Source organism: Streptomyces sp. NPDC024687 (assembly GCF_055559055.1).
On record NZ_JBVHLJ010000020.1, the window covers coordinates 21,605 to 36,508 of the forward strand.

Genomic DNA, 14,904 nt, shown 5'->3' on the forward strand with positions numbered 1-14,904 from the left:
GATGAACGCCCGAGACGCCGTCCTGAGCGCCGTTCGGGGAGCACTGGCCGGCGTGCCCGGATCCGAGAGCCCCGACGACATTCCGCTCCCGTCCGCTCAACGCCCCGAACACGCGGGTCAGGATGTCGTCGCACTGTTCGCCGAGCGGGCCACCGAGTACCGCGCCACGGTGGTCCGTGTTCCGGCGTCCGGTGCCGCGGCGGCCGTAGGTCGCGCGCTTGCCCGTACCGGAGCACGCTCCCTGGTGGTGCCGTCCGGGCTTCCCGATGACCTGGTCCCGGACGGGCCCTGGTCGCTGCTGGCGGACGTCCCGCCGCTGACCGTCGGACAGCTCGACGCGGCCGACGCCGTCATCAGCACGGTCGCCGCCGCCATCGCCGTCACCGGCACCGTGGTCCTCGACCACGGGCCCGGCCAGGGACGGCGGGCCCTGACCTTGCTCCCGGACCAGCACATCTGCCTGGTGCGGGCCGATCAGATCACGCGCGACGTGCCGGAGGTGCTTCGCCGCCTCGTCCCGTCGCGGCCGCTGACACTGATCTCAGGTCCCTCGGCGACCAGCGACATCGAGCTGGAGCGGGTGGAGGGCGTGCACGGGCCCAGGACCCTCGACATCGTCGTGGTCGCGGACGCGTAGCTGCCGGCGTCGGACGTCACGGAATGCAGCGCGGTCGGTGGCCGCGCTGCGAAACCTGGTGTATTCGCCCACGCGGTGACCGCGATAGATCCTACCTATGAGGTGTCATCGATTTGAGTGTACGGTCCTGACGGTTGGTTTTCCCGTTAGTTCTCCTGTTTCTGCCTTTACCTCTAGACAGGAGGTAAAGGTGTGGCCCTTAATACATCCGATGTCCGAGTAGATGTGGCCTGAGCGGACACGAGCCGCCGTACCCCCGCCGTCCGGGCTGTGCCACGGACGAACAGTTGTCGACACCCTCCCCTCCCCCTGGACGGTGTCCAGCGGGCCGACAGTCGCCGTCCTCACGACGACGGGGTCGCGTCCGCCGGACGTTCCGGCCATCCCCGAAGGAGCACCAATGCAGTTGTTCCGTTCCAGAGCCGCCGGTCTCTACGGTGTGCTCGGGGCAGTCGGCGCGATCGTCTGCGCCGCTCTCTCCGCGGCCGGCCCGGCGTACGCCGCCACGCCGACCGTGCTGTACGCCTCACCCTCCGGGTCCGGCAGCACCTGCTCGCTGAGCGCGCCGTGCAGTCTGGACGGTGCCAAGAGCAAGGTGGCGGGCCTCGCCCCCGGCATGGCCGCCGACATCGACGTCAAGCTGCGCGGCGGTACCTACCGTCTGTCCCAGGCGTTCGCCCTGGGTGCGTCCGACTCCGGGCGCAACGGCTTCAAGGTGGTCTACGCCGCCTACCCGGGCGAGAAGCCCGTCCTCAGCGGGGCGGCGAAGATCAGCGGGTTCTCCCTGTTCGACAGCGGCAAGAACATCTACCGCACCGCCGTGCCGGCCGGCACGCAGAGCAGGCAGCTGTTCGTCGACGGAGTGCGGGCCCAGCGTGCACGCGGCCCGCTGAACCCCTCGGGTTTCACTCTCTCCGGGTCCAGCTTCACCACCAGCGACTCCTCCTACACGTCGTTCACCAACGCTTCCTCCGTGGAGGTCGTGTACAACAAGGACTGGAAGCATATGCGCTGCCCACTGGCGAGCATCACCGCGCCCAGCGGCGGCGGGTCCAGCCTCAACGTCGCCCCGGCTTGCTTCGCGAGCAACAACACCTCGGTGCCCAACCGGGGCTTCCCCTTCAACGGCGCCGGGCTGCCGAAGCTGAGCGGGATCACCTATGTGGAGAACGCCTACCAGCTGCTCGACGCCCCGGGCGAGTTCTACCTCGACAGCTCGGCGGGCTTCCTGTACTACAAGCCGCGCAGCGGTGAGGACCTCAGCACCGCCGACGTGGAACTGCCCACCACCGAAACGCTGCTGAACGTCAGCGGCACCCCCGGCCACCTCACCCCGGTCAACGACACCGCCCCGGCCATCACCTACACCGGCTCCTGGAGCTCCTCCGGCGGGCGCAACTTCGGTGACCTCTACAACGACGTGCACACCACCACGACCAACGGCGACTCGGTGAGCTACACCTTCACCGGTACCGGGATCGACGTGCTCTCGGAGACCAACAGCGACGAGGGCGGCATCGACGTCTACATCGACGGCGCCAAGGTCCAGAGCGTGTCCGCCTCCGCCTCATCGCGGCTCGCCCAGCAGGTCGTCGCCTCCGTCAGCGGCCTCACCAAGGGCCAGCACACCATCAAGCTGGTCAAGACCGGCGGGACCTACATGCTCCTGGACGGCTTCACCGTGGTGCCGGACGCGATCACGCCCGCGCACGACATCACCTTCCAGGGCCTGACCTTCGCCTACACCACCTGGACGCTGCCCTCCACGGCCGGCTACATCGACAACCAGGCCGCCGTGCTGTGGGACCCCGCCAACAACAACGCCCCCGTCCGCATCCCCGCCGCCGTCCAGGTCCACCGAGGCTCGGACATCACCTTCACCGGCGACGAGATCACCCACACCGGCGGCACCGGCATCGACCTCGCCGACGGCACCCAGGACTCCACGATCACCGGCAGCTACATCCACGACACGTCCGGTGGCGGCGTCTCCGTGGGCGAGGTGGACGACTACTACCTCACCGACACCGGCCGCATGACCACCGGCGACACCGTCTCCCAGAACTGGATCTCCGACGTCGGCCGGGACTACTCAGACGCGGTCGGCATCTGGGCCGGCTACACCCGGAACCTGACCATCTCCCACAACGACATCGGCCACACCCCCTACTCGGGCATGTCGCTCGGCTGGGGCTGGGGCTACGCCTCACCGTGCTCCATGCAGTCCGCCCAGGGCCTGACCACCTGCCAGCACGGCACCATCTACGCCGGGGCCAACCAGATCCTGAACAACCACGTGCACGACGTGATGAACATCCTCTACGACGGCGGCCCCATCTACACCAACGGCGGCCAGGGCAGCGGCGACGGCTCCACCACCTCCGTACTCGCGAACAACCTCGTCGAGGTCACCCACCACACCAACAACAAGCTGTACCAGGACGAGGGCAGTTCCTACTGGAACACCTACAACAACGTCACCCGCACCGGCGGCGGCAAGTGGATCGGCATGTGGACGCCGACCATCCACGACATCAACATCCACGACAACTACTCGGACACGTCGAGCTACACGAATAACGGCACCAACATCACCTTCAACCAGGCCACCATCGTCTCCGGCGGCGCCTGGCCCCCCGCGGCCCAGTCCATCATCGCCGCCGCCGGCCCCAGCACACCCAATCCCGTCACCGAGGGGCTGACCGGGAGAATCAACGACGACGACTCCGCGATCACCTACACCGGAAGCTGGACCGAGAGCAGCGACCGCGGCGTCGGCGACTACGTCGACGATGTCCACGCCACAGGGGGCAACGGCGACACCGCCTCGCTGACGTTCACCGGCACCGGGGTTTCGATCCTCGGCGAGAAGAACAGCGACCAGGGACAAGTCGAGGTCTTCCTCGACGGCACCTCCAAGGGCCTGGCCGACACCAACGCCACCACCCGCCAGACCCAGGCCGTCATCTACAGCACCAGCGGACTGCCTCTTGGAAGCCACACGATCCAGTTCGTCAAGCGCAGCGGCACCTGGGCCACTCTGGACGGCTTCGACGTGACCAGCACGTACAACGACACCACATCGAAGATCACATACAACGGCGGTTCCTGGAGGTACTACGCCAACCGCGGCTTCGGCGACTACCAGGACGACGTCCACGCCGCCACGGCCAACGGCGACTCGGTCACCGTCACCTTCACCGGCACCGGGATCAGCCTCGTCACCGAGACCAACTCCGACGAGGGCACCATCGCGGTCTCCCTCGACGGAGCCTCCCAGAGCAGCGTCAACGCATCCTCCGCGAGCCGCCAGGCCCAGAAGACCGTGTACACCGTCAGCGGCCTGCCCCTCGGACGGCACACCCTCACCCTCACCAAGACAGGAGGCTCGTACCTGGTGATCGACCGGTTCGACGTGCGCTGACGCTCCGCCGCCGGCCGCACCTCAGCCGCCCGTGCCGGGTCCACCGGCGCGGGCGGCTGTCGTGCGCACGGGTGGCTCTGCGCGCGGGCCGCCCGTACCGAGGTTCGGCGCCGTCCCGACTGACACGGACACCGTCTACATCCTCTTCTGGAAAGCCCTGGCCGAGGTGTTCCCCGAAACCCGGCATCAGAGGTGCTGGGTTCACAAGATCTCCAACGCCACGAACGCCCTGCCGAAGTCCGCCCAGCCCGGCGCGAAGAAGGCCCTACCTCAACCGCTCCGAAGCCATAATCCACGTCGCGATGATCGACCTCATAAGCCGACGACTCACCCGCGAATCCACCCCGAACTGGCGCGACACCTGAACCTCGGACCAAACAACTTCGCCGGGGCAAAACGCTCTTTCAGCAGGTCTTGGATGGTGTCGAGGATCTGGTAGAGGGTGAACCCGCTGTATCGGCTTTTCGGGCCAGGCGCTGCTCGGTCAGGAACGCATGGGCGGCGGCGACCAGGTGACGTGGTGATGCCGGCCGGTCCAGGAGCGCCCTCGAATCCCGGGACCGGGGCGGGGAGGGGCTCCGGTCCCGGGCGGGGGTCATCCGGCGGCCAGAGTGGTCCACTTCTGGTTGGAGCCGCCGTGGCAGTCCCACAGTTGGAGCTGTGTGCCGTCGGTCGTGGAGAAGCCCGGAATGTCGAGGCAGCGGCCGAAGGCGGGGTTGCGGTAGCCGCCGTTGTAGGGCTGCCAGATCTGGTTGGAGCCACCGTGGCAGGTCCAGAGCTGCACCTTGGTGCCGTTGGCCGTGCCGAAGCCGGCGGCTTCGAGGCACTTGCCCATGGAGCGCAGGGTGCCGTCGGTGTAGGCGGACCAGTACTGGTTGATGCTGTCGCCGCAGCTCCAGATCTGGACGGCGGTCCCGTCGGCGGTCCCGAAGCCGCTGACATCCAGGCACTTGCCACCCGTGTCGGACTGCACGCGTGCCGGGGCGGGCGCGGGGTTTCTCAACCACCCGGCGCTGTCCGCGGACTGGATGCCGCGGTGGAAGGCGTCGGCCATCTTCTGGTAGCCCGCGTCGTTGGGATGCAGGAAGTCGTCCAGGGGTCGGCCGTGGTCAGGCTGCTCATGTCCACGTATGCGACGTGCTTGCCCGCGGACTGTGCCTCGCTCACGATCTGGGGGATGGCCTGGTTGTACGCGGCACGGTACTGCTCCTCCGAGCCGCTGGTGGACACGACCAGGGAGGCCACGAGGACGGTGGCGTCGGGGACGTCGGCGGTGATCTGGTTGACCAGCGACTTCAGCCGGTCGGCGGCGGTGGGGACCTGATAGCTCTCGTTGAGATCGTTGGTGCCGATCATCAGCGTCACGACGTTGGGCCGGTAGCGGGTCAGCGAGGCGTCGGCGAGTTCGGCGATCTGGTGGATCTTGTATCCGGGGTGACCTTCGTTGTCGGGGTCGGACATCGAACCGCCCCGCCCCGTGCCCACGAAGTCCAGCGGATGGCCGTCTGCCGCGAGCTTGTCCCACAACGGGGCCCGGTAGCCGTTGCCCGTGCTGCTTCCCACGCCCCACGTTATCGAGTCGCCGAGCGGCATGACCCGCAAGGGCGTGTTCGAGGCAGCGGAGGCAGGTGCCACACCTGCTGCCGTCATCCCGAGCGCGGCAGTGACCAGCGTGATGAGGGGCAGGATCCAAGGCTTTCTCATGCAGTCGTCCTCTTCTGCGGGTGAGTGCTGAATCTGGCGCGGGCTGCTCGACGTTCGTGTCGGCAACTCGGCTGCTGTGTCGTCCCGCTGGCATCGGCGGGCGCATGACGTACTGGCGGAACGGCGTGGTGGGGAACCTGCGCGTAGCCGGCTGCCCGCGACCGCTCCCACAGCGAGCGGGCATGCCCGGCCCCCTCGCGGTGAAAGCACTGGCCGGCCACCGGTGGGCGTTGTCACGTTGTCGGGTGGGTAGGGCCTGACGAGGTGTCGAGGCATGGTTCAGTCGGGCTCCGGGCCCGGTTCGGCGTGCGTCGTTGCCCGCGAACGTGAGGAACCCCGGAGCCTGACCTGTGTCATGCCGTCGGCTAGCGCTGCAGTGTCAACACGCCCGGCCGGTAGGGCAGGAGGCCGTAGTCCCCGCCGTCGGTGCTGGGGTCGTGCCCCTGGTAGAGGAACTGCAGATTGCAGGGGTCGATGGTCTTGGTCTGGTCGGGGTTGGTGCGAACCAGATCGCCGTGACTGATGTCGTTGGTCCAGGTCGCGCCGCTGTTGGCCTTGCCGGCGAAGGGGCTGGTCACGGTGTTGGCCTGCGGTGACGGTGTCCACGTGCCGTCGAGGCTGGTGGCCGTGAACGCGCGGAAGTAGCGACCGTACCCGGTGTAGTTCTGGGCCTCGACGATCATGAGGTATTGGTTCTGGCCCTGGACCTTGTAGACCTCGACCGCCTCGAACAGGTCGAGCGACGATTCGCTCATGATCTTCGTGAACGAACCGAAGGTGCTCGGGAAGTTGCCGATGGGCATGCTGGCGCGGTAGATGCCGCCTTCATCGTCGGCGAAGAACATGTACATGTTCGTGTCGTCGCCGATGAGGGTCACGTCGAGGGGGCCGCCCTTCGGGAGGGTGCCCGTGAACAGTTCCTGCTGCGCGGACCAGCCGTTGGGGTTGGTGGGGTCGCTCGAGGTGCGGTAGCCGAAGCTGTACGGCCAAGCCCCGTTGTAGGCAAGCACCCAGAGGTTCTTCGGGGCGAAGTAGAAGAGCGTCGGCGCGATGCCGTCGAAGGGGATCGTGTACTGGGTGGCGGTGGCCATGTCGGACCAGTTCGTGAAGGGACTGAAGGTCGCCAATCCCCAGCGCCCATCGTCACCGGCAAGGGTGTTGTGCGTCGTGGCATAGACGACGTGCTTGCCGTTGTGGACAACGCTGGTGAAGTCCTTGAGCGAGGCCCACCCCGCCTTCGGCTCCGCCAGCGGGCCGGTCGATGTCCAGCGGTAGGTCGACGGAAGAGCACACGCGTTGCTCGCCCCGGACAGGCCGGTCCACTTCTGGTTGGCGCCGCCGGTGCACGACCAGAGCCGCACCTCTGTGCCGTTGGCCTTGCCCCAGCCCGAGACTTCCAGGCACAGCCCGGACCGCACGCCGACGATCGTGCCGTCGGGGTTCACCCGCCACTGCTGGTTGTCGCTGCCGTTGCATGCCCAGATCTGCACCGGGGTCCCGGAGGTGGTGGCGCCGTCCCGGGCATCCAGGCACTTGTTGCCGTACACGGTCAGCTGACTGCTGTCCGTCAGCGTCCACTGCTGGTTGGTGCCGCCGTGACAGTCCCAGATGTGCACGTTCGCGCCGTCGGTCTGGCTGACGCCCGCCACGTCGAGACAGCGGCCGGAATCAACACCGCGCACGTCACTGGTGGTGGCCGCCTGGGCCGGGCCGGCCACGAGCAGCGCCGCCAACGCGGCCAGGGCCGCGACCACGGCGGCGAACACCGCCGACGGACGTCTGCGGCTGAAACTACGTGTGCGCATAAGGACCTCGTCATCCTTGAGCAAGCGGGTCCGGTCCACCCCGTCAGAGGCTGTCCGGATGCCGACGCGATACACCCATGTCCGATATACCGAACAATGGTCGAAGTGTCGATCAATTGGATGATAAAGACCCGACGATCAACGTCAATACTTCGCACACGATTCGCGGGCAAAAACGTTCGCAGGCTGAAACCAGGCGGCTACAAGTTCCGCGGTCGCAAGGGCATTTGACACGGAGTCAGGTAGCGGTGCGGGCGCGGACTTGGACAAGCACCGTTGCAGTACTGGTTGCCGCCGCTCCCGAATAGGTTGCCGCCCGGTCCAAGTGCACGACTTGAGGATGACGGACCGCGATCCCGGTGACCCAGTCGATGGTCGTCGTCTTCTCGTTGTCGGTGAGCAAAAGCGGACCACGCCAGCCATGCGCAGAACAACAGCGTCTCGCGCGCTTCCACCGCTCGGACCAGGCACTTCGGACCTAATCCCCAGTCGAACTGAAACCAGAGACCGGGCTCGGCGATCCACGGCCGGTAAGTACGACAGTGGCCGGCCCGCCACTGTCCCCTTCGCCCGCGCGACCGCCCGCCGCGTCGTCCGCTCGTCCCCGATGAACCCCAGTAGATGGAGGCGTTCGTGGAGCTTGTCGGCTCGCACTGTGCGCTGCGACCGGTCGACCCACTCCTCACTTTGGCATGAACGGGTCGATCCAGGATCTTGTGCTGTCCGCTCTCAACTCCTAGGATCCGTGCCGTCCGAAGGATCGGCTCACGTTCGCAGTACCGAACACGCCCGGCCGAAGCGGCTTGCGCATGGTGCACAGCCGGCCATGACAGCACCCGCATCATCCGTCCAGTAAGGCTCTCCCCCACACGCCAAGTGCCGGACTTGGAAGGTGCACCCGGCATTCGTGCGGCGAGCCCCCGATCGCCTCCCGGAGCATCGTGTGACGTCGTCCGCACCATGCCCATGCCCACGCCCGCGCCGGCGCCGCGCGGCCGTGGTCCTCCTGTCAGGCCTGGCGCGGCCGACCCGTCGTCCAACTCGTAGGCCGTGCCTGGGGCACGTCGTATCCCAGCCCCGTCCCGCCGCCCCCATCCCGCCAGTTCACCCCACTGACCGGCGGCGACGCCTTCGACGGAACGACCGTGAAACCGAAGCGGGAATCGAACCACAATCCAGACCACGACAAGTGGTCCGTCAACAACGGCCTGACCCTGCGCACCGCGAGCCACCAACGACCTGTACTGGGCCCGAAATACCCTCACCCACCGGATTCTGGGACCCACCTCCACCGCGACCATCCAGCTGGACTACGCGACGATCCGCGACGGACAGCACCTGGAACACCACCGGCACCGGCGCCGAAGTCGCGAGCGCCAACGTCACGGGCTACGCCGCACAGACACTCGGCGGCTCCGTCCGTATCGCCCGGTTCGCGCTGACCACCCCCCGAGCGCAGCAACGTTCCTCCCCCGCATCTGACCAGCCGCTCAGTCCCCGACCCGCAGCACCAGGAAGGACCACACCATGGCCAGTACCGCCGTCCACAGGCCAACGGCTCACCCGACCGCAGTGAGATCACCCGCCACCGGTACGAGACTCACCCGGGCAGCCGCCTGGGTGGTGGGCCTCCTGCTCGTGTTCGCCGTCGTGCCCGCCGCGGTGCAGCCCACCGCGGCCAGGGCCGACAACCCGATCGTGCAGAACGTCTACACCGCCGACCCGGCCCCGCTGGTCTACAACGGACGGGTCTACCTCTACACCGGGCACGACGAGGACGGCTCCACCTCCTTTGTGATGAAGGACTGGCGGGTGTGGTCCTCCGCCGACATGGTCAACTGGACCGACCACGGCTCGCCGCTCAGCCTGAACACCTTCAGCTGGGCGTCCGCCGACGCGTGGGCGGGCCAGGCCATCGAACGGGGCGGCAAGTTCTACTGGTATGTGCCGGTGACGGCCCGGGCGACCGGCCGGATGGCCATCGGCGTGGCAGTGTCGGACAGCCCCACCGGCCCCTTCCGCGACGCCCTCGGCCACCCGCTGATAGAGAACAGTGAGATCGACCCGACCGTCTTCATCGACGACGACGGCCAGGCCTACCTGTACTGGGGCAACCCGAACCTCTGGTACGTCAAGCTGAACGCGGACATGACGTCCTACGCAGGCAGCCCCACCCAAATCCCCCTCACCACCGCGGGCTTCGGAACCCGCACCGACAACCCCGACCGCCCCACGCTGTACGAAGAAGCACCCTGGGTCTACAAGCGGAACGGCCTGTACTACCTGGTGTACGCGGCCAAGTGCTGCTCGGAGTTCATCGCCTACTCCACGGCACCCAGCCCGACCGGGCCGTGGACCTACCGTGGAACAGTCATGCCCACCCAGGGCAACAGCTTCACCAACCACGCGGGCATCGTGGACTTCCAGGGCAACTCATATTTCTTCTACCAAAACGGCGCCCTCCCGGGCGGCGGCAACTTCACCCGTTCGGTCGCGGTGGAGAAGTTCGCCTACAACGCCGACGGCACGATCCCGACGATCAACATGACGAGCCCCGGTGCACCCCAGGTCGGTGCGCTTGACCCGTACGTACGCCAGGAGGCCGAGACGATCGCCTGGGGTTCCGGGATCGAGACCGAATGGACCAGTGACGGCGGAATGAACGTCGGCTGGATCGAAAACGGCGACTACATCAAGGTCAAGGGCGCGGCCTTCGGGGCCGGTGCCTCCTCCTACACTGCGCGCGTGGCCTCCGCCACCGACGGCGGCACCGTCGAGCTGCGCCTGGGCAGTCCGAGCGGGACGGTCGTGGGCCGGTGCAGTGTGCCGAACACCGGCGGCTGGCAGGCCTGGACCACGGTGACCTGCCCAGTGAGCGGCGTGACGGGGACCCAGGACCTCTACCTGCGGTTCACCGGCGGCAGCGGCTACCTGTTCAACATGAACTGGTGGCAGTTCACCCGCGCCGCGTAGCCGCACCGCGTTAGCTTGCTCGCCGGGCTGAAGCCCGCGGATTCCGGCCTTCCCGTCCGAAGACTGTGCCGCGCAGCGGCACAGTCTTCGGACGGGAACCGGTGGTTTCCTGCTCCATCTCGCTATGCCGGAACGAGTCTTGCTCTGACCTGCGCTCCACAGGCTGTAACCGCCAGTCCGGCGGCCGTCTTCACGTCCCCCGCCGACGCGCAAGGGAGCACGGCGGCGCCCGATCCCTCCGCCCGGCCCTTGTCCCACCCACTGACAAATTCGTTGTGGTGGAGGAAAGGGCCGATGGCTTCGTAGGTGACAACCGACTCCAGCGTGTTCACCACATGCTGCTGACGATCGCCAGCCAGATCACGCTAAACGGGATCACCGGCCGTCACCACGCATTTCGGTACTCAGGGCGGCTGGACGCGGTGCGGGAGCTGGGTATGAGTGGCGTGACGCTTCCGTCGGCGGGTCGTTGAACCGGTCGGACACCCCAGAGCACAGAGAGACTCCGGGCTGCAGATGCCCGGGGTCTCGTGCTGTCTCGCCACGACAGGCGAGGACCGCTCGCGCGGTACGGGTCAGCGCCGTTCGATGCCCCGTCCCGGGGGCGCCCGGTTGCCTGCGGGCTTGCCTTCGCTCCTCTTCTCCGTGCCCACAAGAGCCGGATTGGCGAGGGAGTCAGTGAGGCTGGGCGGAGGGGGAGGCGGAGGAGGTGGGGGCGGGTTCCCCTGGTTCTGTGCGTTTGTCATGGCCGTCAGTGTGCAGCACGAGACTGACAGTCGAGAGGAAGATCCCGACAGCGACAGCGGCCAGCGTGACCGTCCAGCGCTTCGTCTTCTTCTGGTGCACGGCCTTGCTCTTCTGGCACGGGAGGCACCGGCCTGACGACGGCGCAGCAGGGCACGGCCGTCGCACAGACGCTGCCGCCGTACTCGATCACGACCCTTCAGCTGAAGCCCGCATCGGGGACTGCCGGCGTGCACAAGCCGTCGGCCGCCGCCACACCGACCGCCGCCGCGCCGGTTGTCTCCGCCTCCGGCACCATCGGCACCCGCGCGCAGGCGGGGACCGGCGCACCCGTCGCCCAGCCGACCCCGAGCAGCACGTCCGGCAGCCTGGCCTCCACCGAGGTGAGCAGCACGGTCACCTACAGCGCCCTCGGTGGCCTGCTGGCCATCATCGCCGGAAGCGTCCTGGTGCTTCGCGGACATCGCCGCAGGGCTTTGCACGGGAAGTGAGACCACGTGAATGAGTGACCGACGGCCGGCAGCGACACCGCCCACCCGGGGAGTGCGCCCCGGCCGTCGGTCTCCGCTCCGGCGGCGGCGGTCATCGGCCCGCGAAGCCGCCCCAGACCGAGACTGCGCCGCCCGCCTGCCCTGCGCGTCCACGCGGTAGTTGTCGCCTGCGGCGCTGCGCGTCCCGTCGCGTGGTTGAACTGGACGGCGAACACGTGCTGGCCAGGCGGCACGGTGCGTCCGGCTTTCAGCACCCACCGGTAGACCAGCGAATGTCCGGTCTGCTGGATGGTAACGCTGAAGTCGTCGCTGGGCAGGGTCCGCCAGCTGCCGGTCTGCTGCACCGAGCCGGTCAGCGCAACGTGCACCTCCACCGTGAGCGCGGTGAGCGGCCCGGCGTTCCTGAGCGCAAGGTCGTTCTGCTCCCAGTACGCCGTGCTCCGGACCTTCACCGAGCCGGCGGCAGCGGCAACACCTGGTCCAACACCACAGGCGACACCGTCACCCTGAGCTTCGAGGGCAGCTAGGTGGCACTGAACTCCACGGCCTACAACGGCCAGGGCATCATGGGCGTCTCCGTCGACGGCGGCGCGGCCACCTCCGTGGACCTGTACCGCAGCTCCAGCCAGGGGGTGAACGCACCGGTGTTCACCGCCGACGGACTCGACCCGACCGCGGCCCACATCCTCAAGGTCACCGTCACCGTCACCAAGAACCCGTCATCACAGGGCAATTGGGCCTCGCTGGTCGACGATCATCGCCTGGCAGCCGAGCAGGAACACCCGCGCGCCGGGCCCGGTCCACGGGCCGGCGCGCGGGTGTGCGCAGCAGGAGGGCGCGCCGGCCCTCGAAGCCTGCCGAAAGGTCCCGCCCAGGCGAACCAATCCCTGCCCGGTGCCCTGAAGTGCCACAATGGCCCCGGCAGGCAGGAAGGCCGCTCCTCGGCCGGGCCTGTCCGGCAAGGGCGGCGGTCGTGGACGCACCGGCGTGAACCAGGAGGCGAATGTGACGGACAAAGGCGAGGGCGAGGACCTGGCCGCTCCGGGCGACACCCGGAGCTCCATCACGATCGCCTGCATGACCGATCCCGCCGACCTCCCGGCTCCGACCCCGGCCCCGCAGCCGCCGTCGGACGACCACCACGCCCTGCCGGAGCGCACCCGCGCCTGCGTGGAGGAGCTGCTGCGGCACCACGGCGCCGACCAGCCGGGGGACAACAGCGAGCTCGTCGAGCTGGTTTTCCACGAGCTGACGAACATGTGGAGCGAGGAGATCCTGCAGGGTATCGAAGCCGTCGCGCGGGAGCAGCGGGTCGGGCTCGTGGTGAGCGGATTCGCGGCCCGTTCCGGTGAGCTGCTGCCCCTGCGCGCCGGAGCCCCCTGCCTGTCGGTGCGGCCCCTCCCGGCCTCGGCGCTCGAGCGGCTGACGGCGCAGGGCATCCCCTTCGTCGTCTACGACCCGATCACCGAGCTGTCGCAGGGCACGCCCTATATCGGCTCCACGAACTTCCGCGGCGGCCAAGCGGCGACGCGGCACCTGCTGGGGCTCGGGCACCGCCGCATCGCCATGATCAACGGTCCTGACCACCCCTACTGTGTGGCCCGGCAGGCCGGCCACCTCGCCGCGCTGGCCGAGGCCGGCCTGTCCCCGGAGCCCGGGCTGACGCCCCGGACGCCCATCACCTTCGAGGACGGCCATGCGACCGCACGGCAGCTGCTCTCGCTCCCCGACCCGCCGACCGCGATCTTCGCCGCTTCCGACATGCAGGCGCTCGGCGTCTACCAGGCCGCCAGGGAGCTGGGGCTGTCCATTCCCGGCGATCTGAGCGTCGTAGGCTTTGACGATCTGCCGGTCGCGGCGCTGCTCGATCCTCCGCTGACCACGGTGCACCAGCCGCTGCGGGAGATGGCAGCCACCGCCGCCGGCCTGGCGCTCGCGCTGGGCCGGGGCGGGGAACTGCCCCAGACCGGGGTGGAGATCGCCACCGCACTGGTGGTCCGCCAGAGCACCGCGCCTCCGCGGCAGCACGGCGGCACGACGAACGGGACGGCATGAAGGCGACGGACGACCGGGCGGAAGCGGGCGCGGAAGCGGGCGCCGTCACGATCGCGTACATCGCGGAATCGGCGGGCGTCTCCATTCCGACCGTGTCCAAGGTGCTCAACCGGCGCGGCGGCGTCTCGGACCAGACCCGCGCGCGCGTCGAGGAACTCATCACCCTCCACGGCTACCGCAAGCCGGTCGGCAACCGCAGCAACGTCGTGGAGCTGGTCTTCCGTGAGCTCGACAGCCTGTGGGCGGTTGAGGTCATCCGCGGGGTGGAGCGGGCAGCGCGCAAGCACCGGGCCGTGGTGATGGTCTCCGAGGTCCGCAGTGACGGCCCACCGGGGCGCTCGATCGAGGAGACAGCCAGCCGCAGGCCGAACTGCGTCCTGGCGGTGAACCGGCTCTCGCCGGAGGAACGCGAGCAGCTGACCGCGGCGGGCATTCCCTTCGTCATCATCGATCCGCTCGACGACCTCCCCGACGAGGTGCCGTTCGTGGGTTCCACCGGCTTCCGCGGCGGGCAGGCCGCGATGCGGCACCTGCTGGACCTGGGGCACCGCCGCATCGCCATGATCAGCGGCACCGGCCAGCCCGTCATCGTGCCCCGGCAGTCGGGCTTCCTCGCGGCGCTCGCCCAGGACGGACTGGCGCCCGATCCCGAGCTGCTGGCCGTTTCCCCCTTCACCCGCGAGGGCGGCCGGGCCGCCGCACTCGAGCTGCTCGCCCTCCCCGAGCGGCCCACCGCCTTCGTCACCGTCTCCGACCCGCAGGCGCTCGGCGTCTACCAGGCCGCCGGAGAACTCGGGCTGTCCGTCCCCCGCGACCTGAGCGTGGTCGGCTTCGACGACCTGCCGATCGCCTCATGGGCCGAGCCGCCGCTGACCACGGTGCACCAGCCCCTCAACGAGATGGCAGCCGCCGCGACCGAACTGGCGCTCGCCCTCGGCCGTCGCGAGGAGGTCCAGCAGGGCGGCACCGAGATCGCCACGACCCTCACCGTCCGCGGCAGCACGGCCCGGCCGAAGCGCTGAGCATGTCGTAGTGGTCCTCCCAGCCAAACCTGATGGCCGGTCAGCAGCT

General features: G+C 68.5%; 7 protein-coding genes and 5 pseudogenes. 8 read left to right on the forward strand and 4 right to left on the reverse strand.

Annotation, left to right across the window (positions count from 1 at the left end; genetic code table 11):
* Position 1 precedes the first annotated feature (1 nt).
* From ACZ39I_RS40955 to ACZ39I_RS40970, 4 genes and pseudogenes are all read left to right on the forward strand, one after another.
* Positions 2–637, forward strand: coding sequence for a LutC/YkgG family protein (locus ACZ39I_RS40955; protein WP_467250738.1), 636 nt, complete (start codon positions 2–4; stop codon positions 635–637).
* Positions 638–1,037: 400 nt separating this feature from the next.
* On the forward strand, positions 1,038–4,061 hold the full coding sequence (locus ACZ39I_RS40960; RefSeq protein WP_467250740.1) for a hypothetical protein: 3,024 nt from the start codon (positions 1,038–1,040) through the stop codon (positions 4,059–4,061).
* 145 nt (positions 4,062–4,206) lie between these two features.
* Positions 4,207–4,329, forward strand: a pseudogene (locus ACZ39I_RS40965) (transposase); the annotation flags it as partial.
* Positions 4,330–4,333: 4 nt separating this feature from the next.
* Positions 4,334–4,426 (forward strand): annotated as a pseudogene (locus ACZ39I_RS40970) (IS5 family transposase); the annotation flags it as partial.
* 39 nt (positions 4,427–4,465) lie between these two features.
* Here ACZ39I_RS40970 and ACZ39I_RS40975 read toward each other — a convergent pair.
* From ACZ39I_RS40975 to ACZ39I_RS40990, 4 genes and pseudogenes are all read right to left on the reverse strand, one after another.
* Positions 4,466–4,608, reverse strand: a pseudogene (locus tag ACZ39I_RS40975) (IS701 family transposase); the annotation flags it as partial.
* A gap of 48 nt (positions 4,609–4,656) precedes the next feature.
* Positions 4,657–5,765, reverse strand: a pseudogene (locus ACZ39I_RS40980) (ricin-type beta-trefoil lectin domain protein).
* A gap of 365 nt (positions 5,766–6,130) precedes the next feature.
* On the reverse strand, positions 6,131–7,570 hold the full coding sequence (locus tag ACZ39I_RS40985; protein WP_467250742.1) for a non-reducing end alpha-L-arabinofuranosidase family hydrolase: 1,440 nt from the start codon (positions 7,568–7,570) through the stop codon (positions 6,131–6,133).
* A 316-nt stretch (positions 7,571–7,886) separates the two neighbouring features.
* Positions 7,887–8,276 (reverse strand): annotated as a pseudogene (locus tag ACZ39I_RS40990) (IS21 family transposase); the annotation flags it as partial.
* Between the two features lie 821 nt (positions 8,277–9,097).
* Between ACZ39I_RS40990 and ACZ39I_RS40995 the strand changes: the two are divergent.
* From ACZ39I_RS40995 to ACZ39I_RS41010, 4 genes are all read left to right on the forward strand, one after another.
* The gene (locus ACZ39I_RS40995) at positions 9,098–10,543 is read left to right on the forward strand and encodes a glycoside hydrolase family 43 protein (protein WP_467250744.1); all 1,446 of its coding nucleotides are present in this window, start codon (positions 9,098–9,100) and stop codon (positions 10,541–10,543) included.
* 974 nt (positions 10,544–11,517) lie between these two features.
* Complete coding sequence (locus ACZ39I_RS41000) at positions 11,518–11,778, forward strand: hypothetical protein (RefSeq protein ID WP_467250746.1); 261 nt, start codon at positions 11,518–11,520, stop codon at positions 11,776–11,778.
* A 1,005-nt stretch (positions 11,779–12,783) separates the two neighbouring features.
* The gene (locus ACZ39I_RS41005) at positions 12,784–13,833 is read left to right on the forward strand and encodes a substrate-binding domain-containing protein (protein WP_467250748.1); all 1,050 of its coding nucleotides are present in this window, start codon (positions 12,784–12,786) and stop codon (positions 13,831–13,833) included.
* Entirely contained in the window at positions 13,830–14,855 is a 1,026-nt protein-coding gene (locus ACZ39I_RS41010; RefSeq protein WP_467250750.1) for a LacI family DNA-binding transcriptional regulator, read from the forward strand. The genes ACZ39I_RS41005 and ACZ39I_RS41010 overlap by 4 nt, the downstream gene beginning before the upstream one ends.
* Positions 14,856–14,904: the final 49 nt, after the last annotated feature.